Source organism: Duganella dendranthematis, from assembly GCF_012849375.1.
In the GTDB taxonomy this organism is placed as follows: domain Bacteria; phylum Pseudomonadota; class Gammaproteobacteria; order Burkholderiales; family Burkholderiaceae_D; genus Rugamonas; species Rugamonas dendranthematis.
The window spans coordinates 2,968,484-2,983,668 of record NZ_CP051684.1; the positions used below are offsets into that span (position 1 = coordinate 2,968,484).

At 62.3% G+C, this 15,185-nt stretch carries 16 protein-coding genes; 13 read left to right on the forward strand and 3 right to left on the reverse strand.

What is annotated here, in order from left to right; genetic code table 11:
* Positions 1 to 36 precede the first annotated feature (36 nt).
* From ychF to HH213_RS13580, 4 genes are all read left to right on the forward strand, one after another.
* Positions 37 to 1,128 (forward strand): redox-regulated ATPase YchF, encoded by a 1,092-nt coding sequence (gene ychF / locus HH213_RS13565; protein ID WP_169112556.1) that lies wholly within the window; start codon positions 37 to 39, stop codon positions 1,126 to 1,128.
* A gap of 69 nt (positions 1,129 to 1,197) precedes the next feature.
* Positions 1,198 to 2,817 (forward strand): NYN domain-containing protein, encoded by a 1,620-nt coding sequence (locus tag HH213_RS13570; RefSeq protein ID WP_169112557.1) that lies wholly within the window; start codon positions 1,198 to 1,200, stop codon positions 2,815 to 2,817.
* Positions 2,818 to 2,821: 4 nt separating this feature from the next.
* Entirely contained in the window at positions 2,822 to 3,673 is an 852-nt protein-coding gene (locus HH213_RS13575; RefSeq protein WP_169112558.1) for an MOSC domain-containing protein, read from the forward strand.
* Positions 3,674 to 3,739: 66 nt separating this feature from the next.
* Positions 3,740 to 4,909, forward strand: a complete 1,170-nt coding sequence (locus HH213_RS13580; protein ID WP_169112559.1) for a GGDEF domain-containing protein — start codon at positions 3,740 to 3,742, stop codon at positions 4,907 to 4,909.
* 80 nt (positions 4,910 to 4,989) lie between these two features.
* On the opposite strand, the gene HH213_RS13585 is transcribed toward HH213_RS13580, so the two are convergent.
* A complete protein-coding gene (locus tag HH213_RS13585) occupies positions 4,990 to 6,972 on the reverse strand; it encodes a monovalent cation:proton antiporter family protein (protein ID WP_169112560.1) in 1,983 nt (660 codons plus the stop codon).
* Between the two features lie 126 nt (positions 6,973 to 7,098).
* On the opposite strand from HH213_RS13585, the gene HH213_RS13590 reads away from it, so the two are divergent.
* The 9 genes from HH213_RS13590 (at position 7,099) to HH213_RS13630 (ending at position 14,567) form a co-directional block, all read left to right on the forward strand.
* Positions 7,099 to 8,088, forward strand: a complete 990-nt coding sequence (locus HH213_RS13590; protein ID WP_110846451.1) for a KpsF/GutQ family sugar-phosphate isomerase — start codon at positions 7,099 to 7,101, stop codon at positions 8,086 to 8,088.
* Complete coding sequence (locus HH213_RS13595) at positions 8,088 to 8,615, forward strand: KdsC family phosphatase (RefSeq protein ID WP_174864412.1); 528 nt, start codon at positions 8,088 to 8,090, stop codon at positions 8,613 to 8,615. The genes HH213_RS13590 and HH213_RS13595 overlap by 1 nt, the downstream gene beginning before the upstream one ends.
* 12 nt (positions 8,616 to 8,627) lie before the next feature.
* Positions 8,628 to 9,221, forward strand: a complete 594-nt coding sequence (gene lptC, locus HH213_RS13600; protein ID WP_110846453.1) for an LPS export ABC transporter periplasmic protein LptC — start codon at positions 8,628 to 8,630, stop codon at positions 9,219 to 9,221.
* A 14-nt stretch (positions 9,222 to 9,235) separates the two neighbouring features.
* Positions 9,236 to 9,838 (forward strand): lipopolysaccharide transport periplasmic protein LptA, encoded by a 603-nt coding sequence (gene lptA / locus HH213_RS13605; protein WP_308494539.1) that lies wholly within the window; start codon positions 9,236 to 9,238, stop codon positions 9,836 to 9,838.
* Position 9,839: 1 nt separating this feature from the next.
* Complete coding sequence (gene lptB, locus HH213_RS13610; RefSeq protein ID WP_110846454.1) at positions 9,840 to 10,592, forward strand: LPS export ABC transporter ATP-binding protein; 753 nt, start codon at positions 9,840 to 9,842, stop codon at positions 10,590 to 10,592.
* A gap of 11 nt (positions 10,593 to 10,603) precedes the next feature.
* Positions 10,604 to 12,076 carry an RNA polymerase factor sigma-54 gene (locus HH213_RS13615; RefSeq protein ID WP_110846455.1) on the forward strand — a complete coding sequence of 491 codons (1,473 nt, stop codon included), beginning with the start codon at positions 10,604 to 10,606 and terminating at the stop codon, positions 12,074 to 12,076.
* A gap of 77 nt (positions 12,077 to 12,153) precedes the next feature.
* Positions 12,154 to 12,516, forward strand: coding sequence for a ribosome hibernation-promoting factor, HPF/YfiA family (gene hpf / locus HH213_RS13620; protein ID WP_110846456.1), 363 nt, complete (start codon positions 12,154 to 12,156; stop codon positions 12,514 to 12,516).
* A gap of 58 nt (positions 12,517 to 12,574) precedes the next feature.
* Positions 12,575 to 13,492 (forward strand): alginate lyase family protein, encoded by a 918-nt coding sequence (locus HH213_RS13625; RefSeq protein WP_169112561.1) that lies wholly within the window; start codon positions 12,575 to 12,577, stop codon positions 13,490 to 13,492.
* Positions 13,493 to 13,502: 10 nt separating this feature from the next.
* Positions 13,503 to 14,567, forward strand: coding sequence for an enoyl-CoA hydratase/isomerase family protein (locus HH213_RS13630; protein ID WP_169112562.1), 1,065 nt, complete (start codon positions 13,503 to 13,505; stop codon positions 14,565 to 14,567).
* Here HH213_RS13630 and HH213_RS30675 read toward each other — a convergent pair.
* Together HH213_RS30675 and HH213_RS13640 are read right to left on the reverse strand one after the other, a co-directional pair.
* Complete coding sequence (locus tag HH213_RS30675; RefSeq protein ID WP_371875701.1) at positions 14,540 to 14,857, reverse strand: addiction module antidote protein; 318 nt, start codon at positions 14,855 to 14,857, stop codon at positions 14,540 to 14,542. The two genes, HH213_RS13630 and HH213_RS30675, sit on opposite strands and share 28 nt — an antisense overlap.
* Positions 14,839 to 15,141 carry a type II toxin-antitoxin system RelE/ParE family toxin gene (locus tag HH213_RS13640; protein WP_169112564.1) on the reverse strand — a complete coding sequence of 101 codons (303 nt, stop codon included), beginning with the start codon at positions 15,139 to 15,141 and terminating at the stop codon, positions 14,839 to 14,841. The genes HH213_RS30675 and HH213_RS13640 overlap by 19 nt, the downstream gene beginning before the upstream one ends.
* Positions 15,142 to 15,185: the final 44 nt, after the last annotated feature.

The following is a 15,185-nucleotide window of genomic DNA, read 5'->3' on the forward strand; positions in this document are numbered from 1 at the left end:
CGCTCGCCGGCCATATTGATAATTTAAAGGTTTTTCATGAGTCTCCAATGCGGCATCGTCGGCCTGCCTAACGTCGGCAAGTCCACCCTGTTCAACGCCCTGACCAAGGCCGGCATCCCGGCTGAAAACTATCCGTTCTGCACCATCGAGCCGAACGTCGGCGTGGTCGAAGTGCCGGATCCGCGCATGGCCGCGCTGGCCGACATCGTCAAGCCGGAACGCATGGTCAACGCCATCGTCGAATTCGTCGACATCGCCGGCCTGGTGGCGGGCGCGTCGCAAGGCGAAGGCCTGGGCAACCAGTTCCTGTCGCACATCCGCGAAACCGACGCTATCGTCAACGTGGTGCGCTGCTTCGAGGACGACAATGTGATCCACGTGGCCGGCAAGGTCAGCCCGCTGGACGACATCGAAGTGATCCAGACCGAGCTGGCGCTGGCCGACCTGGGCACCGTGGAAAAAGCCATCCACCGCGAAAACAAGAAAGCCCGTTCGGGTGACAAGGACGCCGCCAAGCTGCTGGCCATCATGGAACGCATCGTGCCGCACCTGAACGAAGCCAAGCCGGTGCGCGCCATGGGCCTGGACGCTGACGAGCTGGCCCTGATCAAGCCGCTGTGCCTGATCACCGCCAAGCCAGCCATGTACGTGGCCAACGTGTCCGACACCGGCTTCACCAACAACCCGCTTCTGGACCAGCTGACCGCCTACGCCGCCACCCAGAACGCGCCGATCGTCGCCATCTGCGCGTCGATCGAAGCCGAGATCGCCGACCTGGACGACGCCGACAAGAGCGCCTTCCTGGCCGACATGGGCATGGAAGAACCGGGTCTGGACCGCCTGATCCGCGCCGCCTACAAGCTGCTGGGTCTGCAAACCTACTTCACCGCTGGTGTGAAGGAAGTGCGCGCCTGGACCATCCACGTGGGCGACACCGCGCCTCAAGCGGCCGGCGTGATCCACACCGACTTCGAACGCGGCTTCATCCGCGCGCAAACCATCGCCTACGACGACTACATCCAGTACAAGGGTGAGGGCGGCGCCAAGGAAGCCGGCAAGATGCGCGCCGAAGGCAAGGAATATGTAGTAAAAGATGGCGACGTACTGAACTTCCTGTTCAACGTCTAACCGTTTTACTCCTCAGCGGCCGGGCCCCAGCGCCTGGCCGATCCAGACACACTCTACCTATACTCCCTCATGGCATCCTCCAACGAAAACGTCAGCATGGCGCTGTTCTGCGATTTTGAGAACGTGGCGCTCGGCGTGCGCGACGCTAACTACGACAAGTTCGATATCAAGCCGGTGCTGGAGCGCTTGCTGCTCAAAGGCAGCATCGTGGTCAAGAAAGCTTATTGCGACTGGGACCGTTACAAGGCCTTCAAGGCGCCGATGCACGAAGCGAACTTCGAGCTGATCGAAATCCCGCACGTGCGCCAGTCCGGCAAGAATTCGGCCGACATCCGCATGGTGGTTGATGCGCTGGACTTGTGCTACACCAAGTCGCACGTCGACACCTTCGTCATCATTTCCGGCGATTCCGATTTTTCGCCGCTGGTGTCCAAGCTGCGCGAGAACGCCAAGAAGGTGATCGGCGTCGGCGTCAAGCAATCGACGTCGGACCTGCTGGTGGCCAACTGCGATGAGTTCATCTTCTATGACGACCTGGTGCGCGAGAGCCGCCGCGCCAAGCGCGAAAGCAGCGGCGCCACCGACAGCAAGCCGCAGGTCAAGCGAACCCCGGAAGAAGAACGCTCGCGCCGCGAGGAGATGGACAAGCGCCGCAACCAGGCGGTGGAAATCGCCGTCAACACCTTCGAGGCGCTGGTGCTGGAGCGTGGCGACAGCGGCAAGATCTGGGCGTCCGTGCTGAAGGAGGCGATCAAGCGCCGCAAGCCGGATTTCAGCGAGTCGTATTACGGTTTCCGCACCTTCGGCAACCTGATCGAGGAATGCAAGGCGCGCGGTTATCTGGAGTTTGGCCGCGATGAAAAATCCGGTGCGTATGTGTATCGCGCTAACGGTGGTTCGCAGCCGTCCAGCGAATCCGCCGCAACGGAAGAGGGCACGACGCCAGTCGCCGCGCCAGCCAACGAGGGCGGCCAGGAGTCGCGTCGCAGCCGCAATCGCGGCCGCACTGCGGCGGAGCGCTTTGCCGAACGTCAGGCCCAGCGCCAGACGCAGCAGCCGCGTCACAACAATGGACAGTCGCCAGTCGATGGCGAGGCGATCGTGATTGCCGCGCCGGAAGTGGTGGAACAAGCCGACATCGCGCCAGTGGTGCTGGAAGCTGCCGTTGAACTGCCGGTGGCCGACACTTCCGTGCCGAAAAAGCGCAATGGCGCCAAGCCGCCAGCTCGCAAGGTGAAGAACGCTGCCAAAAAAGGCCATGGCGATGCCGACGGCAGCAACGTCGCGGAGGCGGTGCAGGAAGCTGCACCAGCACCGGCACCAGAGGCCGCATCAGCGGCGCCGGAGCCAGCGCCTGCGCCCGTTGACGCCGAGCCGTCGCAGCGCCCGGCAGGCCAGCGCAATCAAGGTCGACAGAATCAGCGCAAGCCTAACCAAGGCAAGCAAAACGCCGCCAAGCCGAAGGCTGACGCGTCGGTTGCCGTCGCTGAGGCGCCGGTCAGCGTGCCTGTCGCTGCACCAGCGCCAACGCCGGCCCCTGTGCCAGCCGAAGCCGCTAGCGAGGCCGCCGCCAAACCGGCCAAAGCCAAGCCGAAGGCCAAGCCAGCCGCCAAACCGGCAGCCGCCCGCAAGCCGGCTGCACCGCGCGCACCGCGTCCGCCGAAAGCGGCGCCTGCCAGCGAGGAGTAAGCCGATGCCGACGTTGTCCGCCATCACGCTGTATCCGATCAAATCCTGCGCCGGCATATCGTTGCAGGAAGTGACGTTGACCAGCCTCGGTCTGATGACCGAGCAGATCTACGATCGTGAATGGATGGTGGTGGACAGCAACGGCGCCTGCCTGACCCAGCGTGAATATCCGCGCATGGCGCTGATTACGCCGACGATCAAGGCCACCACGCTGGAACTGCGCGCGCCCGGCATGCTGCGGCTGGAAATTCCCCTCGGCCTGCAGGATCCGGCCGGCGCACCGTCGCTGACCACGCACATCTGGGAAGACACCGTGCTGGCCTACGACTGCGACGCGCTGACCGCCGAATGGTTCACCAAGGCGATTGGCGTGCCGTGCCGACTGGTGCGCTTCCACGCCAACGCCGAACGCGCGGTCAGCACCAAGTGGACCAACGGCGTGCAGACCACCACCATGTTCTCCGACGGCTATCCGATCCTGGTGGCCGGCTCGGCCTCGCTGGACGACCTGAACCAGAAACTGGTGGCGGCCGGCCGCAATGCGCTGCCGATGAACCGCTTCCGTCCCAACCTGGTTATCGACGGCATCGACGCCTTCGAGGAAGACTACGCGGAAAGCTACCAACTCGGCGAGGTGGTGCTCAAACCGGTCAAGCCGTGCCCGCGCTGCCCGATGCCGTCGGTCGACCAGGCCACCGGCGAGGTCGGTCCCGACCCGATGGACATCATGCAAAGCTACCGCGCCAAGCCGGAGGTGGAAGGCGCGCTGTGCTTCGGCATGAACGCCATTTTGATTGCCGGAGAGGATCAAATTGTGCGAGTCGGACAAGAAATTGAAGTTCCATTGGCGTTTTGACACTCCAGGCATTCCCAAGCGCCGCAACTTGGCGTAAGGTGACGGAGTACGCAAAAAAGGCCATTTATGACGCACACCGCAACCGGGAAACTTCCGCCTCAGACAGAGCATGCCGCACCGGCACACGATCTGGCGGCCGAAAACCGGGCTCTGCGCGCCCGCATGGCCTATCTGCTGGAACAGGCCGAACGTAACCATTCGATCATGACGCGCCACCAGGCGTTTGACCTGGAAATCGTTGGCGCCGGCAATTTTCCCGAACTGGTGGGCACTATCTTCCGCGTGCTGCCCGTCATCTCCGAGCTCGACAGCGTGACGCTGACGCTGATCGATGAAGACGCCGATATCCGCACCGTGATGCTGAAGCTGGATGTGGTGTTTGAAGATTTCCCCGGCCTGATTTTTGTCGAAACGCTGGACGCGCTGGGCTTCGACCTAGGCCGCCGCACGACCTATTCGCCGATCCCCAAGCCGGTGCTGGGCATGTACGACAAGCTGCGCCATGCGCCGTCGTTCCCCAATGCGCCGGCTGGTTTGCAAAGCGTGGCGCAGGTGCCGCTGCTGCGCAACAAGCGCATCATCGGCAGCCTTAACCTAGGCAGCTGCGATCCGACCCGGTTTACGCCCAGCCTGGGCACCGACTTCATCGAGCACATGGCGTCGATTATCGCCATCTGCCTGGAAAACGTCATCAGCAATGAGATGCTGAAGTACATCGGGCTGACCGATTCGCTGACCGGCGTCTACAACCGCCGCTACGTCGACCGGCGCTTGCTGGAAGAGATCGCCCGCGCGCGTCGCCAGCAGTATCCGATTTCCTTCATGTACATCGATATCGACCACTTCAAGCGCGTCAACGACACCGTCGGCCACGGCGGCGGCGACGAAGTGCTGCGGGAGGTGGCGGGACGCATCAAGAACGAATTGCGCACGTCGGACGCGCTGGCGCGGTTTGGCGGCGAGGAATTCGTCGTGCTGCTGATCGACGCCAATCTGGAAAGCGCCGCCTTCGTTGCCGAACGTATTCGCGCCAGCGTGGCGGGCAGCATGATTACGCTGTCGCCGGAATTGCAACTGTCGGTGACGGTGTCGGTCGGCGTGGCCTGCCTGGAAGTGGGCACGGCGGAAGGCGAGCCGGTGGCGATCGCCCGCCAGCTGATCGAGCGCGCCGATTCGCTGCTGTACGACGCCAAGGAAGGCGGCCGTAACCGCGTGGTCAGCTACCCGGCTGAGTGATTGCTGGGTCTCCCCCAACCGTTGCGCTACCGCTGGGTCTGACCCCGTGCGGGGGCAGACCCCGCCTGGCCCTGCGGGGTTCAGCGCAGCAGGCGCTGCTCGGCGCGGTTGACGGCGTCGGCGCCGCCGCGCAGTACCACCACGTCACCCGCCTGCAGTACGGTCTCCGGCGATACTTCCAATCCACCTTTACCGCGCCGGATGCTGGTCACGGCAGCGCCGCAACTCTCCACATCCACCGATCCCAGCGACCGGCCCACCGCGCCGGCACTACCAGCCAGCGTGACCGAGTGCAAGCGCTCCGGGTCGGTTTCCTCTTCCACGTCCGTCATGCCCGGGAAGTAGCCGCGCAGCGACGCATAGCGCTCCTCGCGCGCCGCCTGCACCCGGTGCACCACGCGCCGCAGCGGCACGCCCAGCATCACCAGCGCGTGCGATGCCAGCATAAGGCTGCCTTCCATCACTTCCGGCACCACCTCGGCCGCGCCGGCCGCCTTCAGCCGGTCCAGATCGGTATCGTCATGCGAGCGCACGATCACCGGCAACGACGGCGTCAGCTCGTTCACCTGGTGCAGCACACGCAGCGCCGAAGGTGTATCGGCATACGAAATCACCACCGCGCTGGCGCGGTAGATGCCGGCCGCCACCAGACTCTCGCGCCGGCCTGCATCGCCGTAGGAAACGTGGGCGCCGGCGCTTTGCGCTTCCTGCACCCGCTCCGGGTCCATGTCCAGCGCGTGGTAGTCGATCTTTTCTTCCGCCAGCAAGGTCGCCAGGCGCTGGCCGCTGCGGCCGAAACCGCACACGATCACATGCTTGTTGGTCGACATCGCCCGGCTGGCGATCTTGGTCAGTTGCAGCGACTGCATCATCCACTCATTGCTGGAGAACTTCATGACGATCTTGTCCGACTGCGCGATGAGGAACGGCGCAATCAGCATCGACAACACCATCGACGCCAGCACCACCTGCACCAGGTACGAGTCCATCAGGTGATGATCGGAGGCCAGGTTCAGCAGCACGAAGCCGAACTCGCCGGCCTGCGCCAGCGCCAGTCCGACCCGCATCGACACCCCGTCCGACGAGCCGAACAGCTTGGCCAGGCCGGCGATCAGCGCAAACTTCAGCACCACCGGTGCGCACAGCAGCAACAGCACCAGCCACCAGTTTTCCAGCACCATGCGCAGGTTGAGCAGCATGCCGATGGTGATGAAGAACAGTCCCAGCAGCACGTCGCGGAACGGTTTGATGTCTTCTTCCACCTGGTGCTTGTATTCGGTCTCGGAGATCAGCATGCCGGCCACAAACGCGCCGAGGGCCAGCGACAGGCCGGCGCGCTCGGTGATCCAGGCCGCGCTCAGGGTCACCAGCAGCAGGTTCAACATGAACAGTTCCTGCGAGCGGCGCTTGACCACGATGGTGAACCAGCGCCGCGTGACCTTGTGGCCGACCACGAACAGCAGGGCCAGCACCACCACCGCCTTCAGGCTGGCCCAGCCGAGCGTTTCGGCCAGCGCCTCGGGGCGCTCGCCCAGCGACGGAATCAGGATCAGCAGCGGCACCACCGCCAGATCCTGGAACAGCAGTATGCCGATGATCTTGCGGCCGTGTTCGCTTTCGAGTTCCAGCCGCTCGGTCAGCATTTTGGAGACGATGGCGGTGGACGACATGGCCAGCGCGCCGCCCAGCGCAAACGAGGCCTGCCAGCTGATGTGCAGATGCGGCGGCAGTTGCGTGGCCAGCGTCCAGCCGAAAATCATGGTGGCGATGACGGTCAGCACCACCTGTGCCATGCCCAGCCCGAATACAATGCCGCGCATGGCCTTCAGTTTGGGGAGGGAGAATTCCAGGCCGATCGAGAACATCAGGAACACCACGCCGAACTCGGCCAGACCGTGGGTGGTTTCGCTTTGCTCGGCAAGCCCCAGCGCGTGGGGGCCGATCAGGATGCCGACTGTCAGGTAGCCGAGCATCGGCGGCAGGTGCATCATGCGGAAAGCCACCACGCCGAGCACGGCACTTCCCAAAAGCAACAATGTTAATTCGAGGGGTGAAAACGTCATTTCAACATCGCCAGTAAATAAAGTTCGTTGTTTGCAGTGTGCTTTGCGCGTTATGTTGTGACTGGCAAGTTTTTTGCTTTCTCAATTCGGCTATACTTGGGCATGAGTGTAACCCATGAAAAAACAATGCTGAAAGTTTTTGATGCAAAAACGGCACTGCGTCTTGCCCGAGATACCCTGCAAAACGAAGCGGACGCCATCAATGCCCTGAACGCCCGCCTGGAACAGGACGACAGCGTGGTGCAGGCCATTTCCCTGCTGCTGAACTGCACCGGCCGCGTGGTCGTGTCCGGTATCGGCAAGTCCGGCCACATCGCGCGCAAGATCGCCGCCACGCTGGCCTCGACCGGCACGCCGGCGCTGTTCGTGCACCCGGCCGAAGCCGCGCACGGCGACCTCGGCATGGTCACCCGCGACGATACCTTTATTGCCATTTCCTATTCCGGCGAGAGCTCGGAACTGATGACTATCCTGCCGGTGGTCAAACGCATGGGCAGCAAGGTCATCGCCATGACCGGCAAGCCGGGCTCCAGCCTGGCCACCATCGCCGACGTGCATTTGAACGTGGCCGTGGCCAAGGAAGCCTGCCCGATGAATCTGGCGCCGACCACCTCGACCACCGTCACGCTGGCGCTGGGCGACGCCCTGGCCGTGGCGCTGCTGGACCTGCGCGGTTTCAAGGAAGAAGATTTTGCCCGCTCGCATCCGGGCGGCGCGCTGGGCCGCCGTCTGCTGACCCACGTCAAGGACGTGATGCGCAGCGGCGATGCGGTGCCGCGCGTGATGGCCGACGTCAAGCTGACCGAGGCGCTGCTGGAAATCACCCAGAAGGGCATGGGCATGACCGCCGTGGTCGATGCCGACGGCAGGCCGGTCGGCGTGTTCACCGACGGCGACCTGCGCCGCATGATTGAAAAAGTGCAGGACTTTACCAAGGTGGTGATCGGCGATGTGATGCACGCCAACCCGCGCAGCATCTCGCCTGAGAAAATGGCGGTAGACGCCGTGGCCGTGATGGAGCAGTTCCGCATCAACCAGATGCTGGTGACCGATGCCGACGGCAAACTGGTCGGCGCGCTGCACATCCATGACCTGACCCGCGCCAAGGTGATCTGATGACGATGACCTATCTGGAGCGCGCTGCGCGCGTCAAGCTGATGATCTTCGACGTCGACGGTGTGCTGACCGACGGCAGCCTGCACTATGGCGCCGAGGGCGAAGCGCTGAAGACCTTTAACGTGCACGACGGCCTGGGTATCAAGCTGATTCAGGAAGCCGGCATCGATACCGCCATCATCAGCGCGCGCACCTCGCCGCAGGTGATCAAGCGCGCGGCCGATCTCGGCATCAAGCACCTGCACCAGGGCGGCCACGACAAGCTGACGCCGTTCAACGCGCTGCTGGAAAAGACCGGCCTCACCGCCGAGCAGGTCGGCTTCATCGGCGACGATGTGGTGGACTTGCCGATCCTCACGCGGGTCGGCTTTGCGGTGGCGGTGCCGAACGGCCGCAAGGAAGTGCTGGAGCGTGCACATCACACTACCGTGGCCCATGGCGGCCGTGGCGCGGTGCGCGAAGTGTGCGAACTGTTGATGCATGCGCAAGGCAGTTACGAGCGCGTGATGGCACAATTCCTGGTTTAGACGAGGACAGTCATGCGTAAAAGAACAGCCCATCGCTGGCAACTGACGGTGATCATGATGGTCGGCGTGTTTGTCGCCTTCGGCAGCTTCTGGCTGGTGCAGGTGGTGGACCAGGCCAGCCAGCAGGCGCAGGCCGACAAGTTCCGCGATGAACCGGATTACATCATCGACCGTTTCAGCCTGGTGCGCATGAACGAGAAGGGCCAGCCGGCCTACATCATTTCCGGCGACAAGCTGACCCACCACCCGACCGACGATTCGTCGCTGATCGACAAGCCGTATGTGCACAGCCTGGGCGGCGAGCAGCCGCCGATGAATATCCATGCCGACACCGCCAATGTCGATCAGGGCAATACACGCGTCAAGCTGAATGGTAATGTGGATGTGGTAAGGCCGGCCACGCAGCTGGCGCAGGAACTGCGCCTGAAGACCAGTACGCTGACGGTGTATCCGGACGAAGAACGGATGGAGACCGACGCCGCGGTCGACATGCTCTCCGGGCGCTCGACCGCCACCGGCACCGGCATGACGGCCAACAACGCGACCCGCCAGATCAAGCTGGGCGGCCGCGGAACGATTACGATGCCGCCGCGCGCGGCACATTGAAGGAAACCAGAGACATGAACGCATTCAAGATGAGCAAACTGATGCTGGCGGCCACGCTGCTGCTGGCCGCCGCCGGCGCGACCTACGCGGAAAAAGCCGACTCCAGCAAGCCGACCCAGATCACCTTCGACCAGCTGGACGCCGATGACGTCAAGCAGATCAAGACCTTCACCGGCAACGTGGTGCTGACCCGCGGCACGCTGCTGATGAAATCGCCGAAGGCGGTGGTGACCGAAGATCCGGAAGGCTACCAGTACGTGGTGCTGACCAGCGGTCCGGGCGTGCAGGCGATCTTCCGCCAGAAGCTGGACGGCGCCGGCGACCAGTGGGTCGAAGGCAAGGCCGACCGCATCGAATATGACGGCAAGACCGAGCTGGTCAAGCTGTTCGCCAAGGCCGAGATCAAGAAGCTGGAAGGCCCGAAAGTGGCCAGTCAGGTCGACGGCGAATTCATTTCCTACGACAGCCGCAAGGAATTCTTCGCGGTCAAGAACACGCCGAGCGGCGACAGCAAAGTGGGCGGCGGCCAGAGCACCATGGTGATCCAGCCGGCCAACAAGCAGCCGGTACCGGCTGCGGCGCCCGCGCCCACCACGCAGCCTGCGGCGGGGAAATAAGATGGAATCATCCTGCGGTAGCACCCTGATCGTCAAAGGCCTGCAAAAGACCTACGGCAAGCGCCAGGTGGTGCATGACGTGTCGTTGCAGGTCGAGTGCGGCGAAGTGGTCGGCCTGCTGGGCCCGAACGGCGCCGGCAAGACCACCTCGTTCTACATGATCGTCGGCCTGGTGCCGTCGGACGCCGGCAGCATCGACATCAGCGGCGTCGATATCTCGTCGCTGCCGATCCACCGGCGCGCGGCGATGGGCTTGTCGTACCTGCCGCAAGAAGCGTCGGTGTTCCGCAAGCTGACGGTGGAAGAAAATATTCGCGCTGTCCTCGAAATTCAAAAAGTGGACGGCAAGTCTTTATCCAAGGCTGAAATTGAAGAACGGCTGAATACCCTGCTGGCCGATTTGCAAATCGAGAAGTTGCGCGAGAACCAGGCGCTGTCGCTGTCCGGTGGCGAACGCCGCCGGGTGGAGATCGCCCGCGCGCTGGCGACTAACCCGCGCTTTGTGCTGCTCGATGAACCTTTCGCCGGGGTCGACCCGATTGCCGTGATTGAGATCCAGCGCATCGTGCGCTTCCTCAAGGAACGCAATATCGGCGTCCTCATTACCGATCACAATGTGCGCGAGACGCTGGGCATCTGCGACCGCGCATATATCATCAACCAGGGCTCGGTGCTGGCATCAGGCCGTCCGGACGACATCATCGCCAATGAATCGGTGCGTCGCGTCTACCTGGGTGAACACTTCAGAATGTAAATCCCAGCCTCATGAAACAGTCTTTGCAACTGCGCACGTCGCAGCATCTCGCGTTGACGCCACAGTTGCAGCAGTCGATCCGGCTGCTGCAATTGTCGACGCTGGAGCTGCACCAGGAACTAGAACAGCTGCTGACCGATAACCCGCTGCTGGAGCGTCTTGACGACCCGCTGGATCACTCGCTGCGCCTGCTGGGCGATGGCGCCATCAACCAACAGGCGCCGGCCGGTGACGCGCCCGCCGAAGGCCCGCCAGGCGAGGCGCCGGCGGCCGAAGCCGACAATTACGAGGCGCCCGGCGCCGACACCGAAAGCACCACGCCCGACGCCGACATCGACTGGGGAGACGCCGGCCGCAGCAAGAACAGCGACGACGAGGATGCGCGGCCGCAGCTGGAAGCGCATCACTGCACGCTGCGCGACCATCTGATGGAACAGATGCGCGTGACGGTGCTGGAAATGCGCGACCGCGCGCTGGTCGAACTGATCATCGACGCGCTCGACGAAAACGGCTACCTGGAAGAAGCGCTGGAAGAGATCCACGCGCGCCTGCCGGAAGAACTGGAAGTCGAGATCGAGGAATTGCAGACCGCGCTGAAGCTGCTGCAAAGCTTCGATCCGATGGGGGTCGGCGCGCGCAATGCGGCCGAGTGCCTGGCGATCCAAATCAAGCGCTTGCCCGGCGTGCCGTTGGTGACCCGGCGCATGGCGCTGGCCATCGTGGAAAACCATCTGACCTGGTTTGCGCAGCGCGATTTCAACAAGCTGAAAAAAGCGCTGCTGTGCGATGACGAAGATCTGCGCGAAGCACAGACCGTGATCCGCCAGTGCAATCCGCACCCGGGCGCGGCGTTCGCATCGGACGTGTCTGACTACGTGGTGCCGGACGTGATCGTCAAGAAGTCGCGCAACGGCTGGCAGGTCAGCCTGAACAACGACGTCATGCCGCGCCTGCGCGTCAACGCCATGTACGCCAACCTGCTCAAGCAGGGCAAGGGTGAAGGCGCGATGGGCGCGCAGCTGCAGGAGGCCAAGTGGCTGATCAAGAATATGCGGCAGCGTTTCGACACGATCCTGCGCGTGGCACAGGCGATAGTAGAAAGACAAAAGAACTTTTTCTCGCACGGCGCGGTCGCCATGCGCCCCCTTGTGCTTCGCGAAATTGCTGATACACTGGGTTTACACGAGAGCACAATTTCTCGCGTAACAACTCAAAAATATATGCTGACCCCGCACGGCATGTTTGAGTTGAAATATTTCTTTGGTAGCCATGTCGCCACCGAAGCTGGCGGGGAAGCAAGTTCGACGGCGATACGCGCTTTGATCGTGCAATTGACAGGAGCTGAAGACCCGAAAAATCCTTTATCCGACAGTAAGATTGCGGACATGCTGGGAGAACAGGGCATGGTGATTGCGCGACGCACTGTTGCCAAATATCGCGAAGCTCTCAAGATCCCGCCAGTCAGTCTCCGCAAGTCTTTGTAGTTACTTGGTTCCTGTGCGCCCGGCAGCAAAGGGCAGCGCACTAACCGTAAGCAGCGACATTATCTTTAGGAGTGTGTATGAATCTCACCATCAGTGGACATCATCTCGAAGTGACCGCAGCGATTCGCGAGTACGTACAGAACAAGCTGGAGCGGGTCACCCGCCACTTTGATCAAGTGATTGATATTGCTGTCATCCTGACCGTAGATAACCTTAAAGAGAAAGAGAAACGCCAGAAGGCTGAAATCAACCTGCGTATGTCCGGCAAGACCGTCTACGTGGAGAGCCTGTCGCAAGACCTGTACGCCGCCATCGATACGCTGATCGATAAGCTGGATCGGCAGGTCATGAAATACAAAGCCAAAGTCCAGGGCCATGATCGCGATGCGATCAAGCACATGCCCGATCCGGACAGCTACGAAACCGCTGCCGCCGCCTGATTAAGCGACCACAGCATGACAAACAAAGGGCGCCCAGAGCGCCCTTTATTGGAGACATATGGTTAAACGTTTAACTTCATTCTTCGTGCTGGCGCTGGCCGGTCACGTTGCCGCTGCCGCGTGCGATACACCGCCGCCGGCCCGCATCGACATCGACGCCAACAGCTATTACTCGGATGCGCATCACTCGGTGATCGATCCGGTCCTGCGCGCCAAAAATATCGCCAACACCAAGCCGATCGAAGATTTCCTGGCGCATGTGGCCAAGGATGCCAATGCCGGCGGCGATGCGGCCTGTGCGGTGTCCTGGCTGGCCAGCTGGGGTGAGCAGAAGGCTATGCTGGGCAAGCTGTCCAGCGAACAGGCCTACTACGTACGCAAGTGGACGCTGGGCGGCTTGGCGCTGAATTACGCACGCGTGCAGACACAGGCGACGCCGGTGCAGCGCGCCGTCATCGAAAGCTGGTTCAAGGCCCTGGCCAACGCCACCATGGCGCATTCGGACACCAAGAAGGGCGGCCGCAACAATCACTACTATTGGGAAGGTCTGGCGGTGACTGCGGTAGGCGGCGTCACCGGCGATGTCCGCTACCTCGACTGGGGCCGCAAGGTGTTTGCGCATGCGATGTCGCAGGTGGCGGCGGACGGTTCGCTGCCGGCCGAGATGGAGCGCGCTGGCAAGGCCTTGCACTATCACGTGTTTGCCGTCACGCCGCTGGTGATGATGGCTTCGATTCTGGACCTGCACGATGCGCGGCTGGACAAGGTGGTGAACTTTACCGTGGCGGCATCGGCCGATCCTTCCGGTATCGCGCGCATCACCGGCGTGGAGCAGGAACCGGTCGGCAGCCGCGAGGTGACGCTGGTGTACAACCGCCACGAGGGCAAGGCCGCGCCCGCCGCCGGGAAGCCGCTGTGGCAGCCGCGTCTGGGTGGCGCGCTGGACGTGCCCAACCCGCTGGAGCATCTGAAGTAGAATAGTTCGCATGAGCGAATATATCCACACCAGTGTTAGCAACGGCACCGGCTTGATCGTGCTGGACCGGCCCAAGGCCCTCAACTCTTTGTCGCTGGAGATGGTGCGCGCGATCACGCGCGCGCTGCGTTGCTGGCGCGATGACGACAGCGTCGCCGCCGTGCTGGTGCGCAGCAGCAGCGAGAAAGCGTTCTGCGCGGGTGGCGACATCCGCTTTTTCCATGACGTCGGCCGCGCAACGCCGCAGGGCGGCAGTGCGCTGCTGGAAGATTTCTTTACCGAGGAATATTCGCTAAATCATTTAGTCCATTTTTATCCCAAGCCCTACATCGCCTTGATGGACGGCGTGGTGATGGGCGGCGGCATGGGCATCGCGCAGGGCGGCGTGCGCATCGTCACCGACAAGACCAAGATGGCGATGCCGGAAGTGAACATCGGCCTGTTTCCGGACGTGGGCGGCAGCTATTTCCTGTCGCGTGCGCCGGGAGCGCTGGGGTACTACCTGGGCGTGACGGGTGTAACGATCAACGCCGCCGACGCGCTGTACGCCGGCCTGGCCGACCACTACGCGCCGCTGGCGGACCGTGCCGAACTGGAGAAGCTGCTGGCTGCCACGCCAGGCGCCCAATTGCGCGACGCCATCGCCACCTACGCCGCCGCGCATGACGCCGGCGCCAGTGCACTGGCTGCCGACCGCGCCGCCATCGACCAGCACTTCAGCGCCGGCTCCGTGCCCGCCATCATCGCCTCGCTGCAAGCCGACAGCAGCGAATTCGCGGCGAAGACACTGCAAGTGATGACGACGCGCTCGCCGTTGATGATGTCCGTCACGCACGAGCTGATCAAGCGCGGCGCCGCACTGGATGTGGCCGGCTGCCTGCGCATGGAACGCACGCTGGTGCGCCACAACTTTGAAAACGGCGAAGTGATCGAAGGCGTGCGCGCGCTGGTGATCGACAAAGACAACGCCCCGCAATGGCAACCCGCCACCCTGGCGGAAGTCACATCAGAGATGGTGCAACGCTTCTTCCAGCCAGTCTGGCCAGACTACGCCCACCCGCTGCGAAGATTATGATACGAAGGCAGTTCCAAACCGAGTTGATCAAGGACGGCAAGTGTGAGGGGAGACGTCAGATTGTCCGGGGAGCTGAGAGCCGTTGAGATTTGCTCTCGCGAGTAACCGTGAGTGTCAGCTAGTTCCGCGAGGCCTTTAGCGCGTGCCACAAGTTGCAATACAGCTGTGGTGTAGTCCGGATCTGCTACTTCAAAAGCGGCGACCAAGAAAAAACGAATACTCTCAGCACTATTAAGAGCTTCGGCGGGATCGAAAGGGTGAAAAGTCTCAGTCATTGCTTTTCCCTCCATTGTTGAGCAAGTCGCTTTGCAGTCTGTATGTCTCGTTTTTGTGAGCCTTTATCTCCGCCACAGAGAAGAACCACCAAAGCGTTTCTCTGTTGCAGAAAATAAATGCGGTAGCCCGGCCCTAAGTGGACTCGAAGTTCGCTTATGCCTTCATCAACGGGCTTTACATCGTGGGCGAAACCCTGCGCCAGTCGCATAATGCGCTCAGCGATAGCCGCTCTGGAACGAGAGTCTTTCAGCTTATTAAACCATCGCTGAAACGTCTTGGTTTGGATGATCTCTGTCATCCCACCATCGTAGTTTAGTCACTACGACGGCGTTTTGACATGGA

Bases quoted from the DNA above. Each gene is read 5' to 3' on its own strand.
- ychF (WP_169112556.1), top strand. From the start codon at position 37: ATGAGTCTCCAATGCGGCATCGTCGGCCTGCCTAACGTCGGCAAGTCC.
- HH213_RS13570 (WP_169112557.1), top strand. From the start codon at position 1,198: ATGGCATCCTCCAACGAAAACGTCAGCATGGCGCTGTTCTGCGATTTT.
- HH213_RS13575 (WP_169112558.1), top strand. From the start codon at position 2,822: ATGCCGACGTTGTCCGCCATCACGCTGTATCCGATCAAATCCTGCGCC.
- HH213_RS13580 (WP_169112559.1), top strand. From the start codon at position 3,740: ATGACGCACACCGCAACCGGGAAACTTCCGCCTCAGACAGAGCATGCC.
- HH213_RS13585 (WP_169112560.1), bottom strand. From the start codon at position 6,972: ATGACGTTTTCACCCCTCGAATTAACATTGTTGCTTTTGGGAAGTGCC.
- HH213_RS13590 (WP_110846451.1), top strand. From the start codon at position 7,099: ATGCTGAAAGTTTTTGATGCAAAAACGGCACTGCGTCTTGCCCGAGAT.
- HH213_RS13595 (WP_174864412.1), top strand. From the start codon at position 8,088: ATGACGATGACCTATCTGGAGCGCGCTGCGCGCGTCAAGCTGATGATC.
- lptC (WP_110846453.1), top strand. From the start codon at position 8,628: ATGCGTAAAAGAACAGCCCATCGCTGGCAACTGACGGTGATCATGATG.
- lptA (WP_308494539.1), top strand. From the start codon at position 9,236: ATGAACGCATTCAAGATGAGCAAACTGATGCTGGCGGCCACGCTGCTG.
- lptB (WP_110846454.1), top strand. From the start codon at position 9,840: ATGGAATCATCCTGCGGTAGCACCCTGATCGTCAAAGGCCTGCAAAAG.
- HH213_RS13615 (WP_110846455.1), top strand. From the start codon at position 10,604: ATGAAACAGTCTTTGCAACTGCGCACGTCGCAGCATCTCGCGTTGACG.
- hpf (WP_110846456.1), top strand. From the start codon at position 12,154: ATGAATCTCACCATCAGTGGACATCATCTCGAAGTGACCGCAGCGATT.
- HH213_RS13625 (WP_169112561.1), top strand. From the start codon at position 12,575: ATGGTTAAACGTTTAACTTCATTCTTCGTGCTGGCGCTGGCCGGTCAC.
- HH213_RS13630 (WP_169112562.1), top strand. From the start codon at position 13,503: ATGAGCGAATATATCCACACCAGTGTTAGCAACGGCACCGGCTTGATC.
- HH213_RS30675 (WP_371875701.1), bottom strand. From the start codon at position 14,857: ATGGAGGGAAAAGCAATGACTGAGACTTTTCACCCTTTCGATCCCGCC.
- HH213_RS13640 (WP_169112564.1), bottom strand. From the start codon at position 15,141: ATGACAGAGATCATCCAAACCAAGACGTTTCAGCGATGGTTTAATAAG.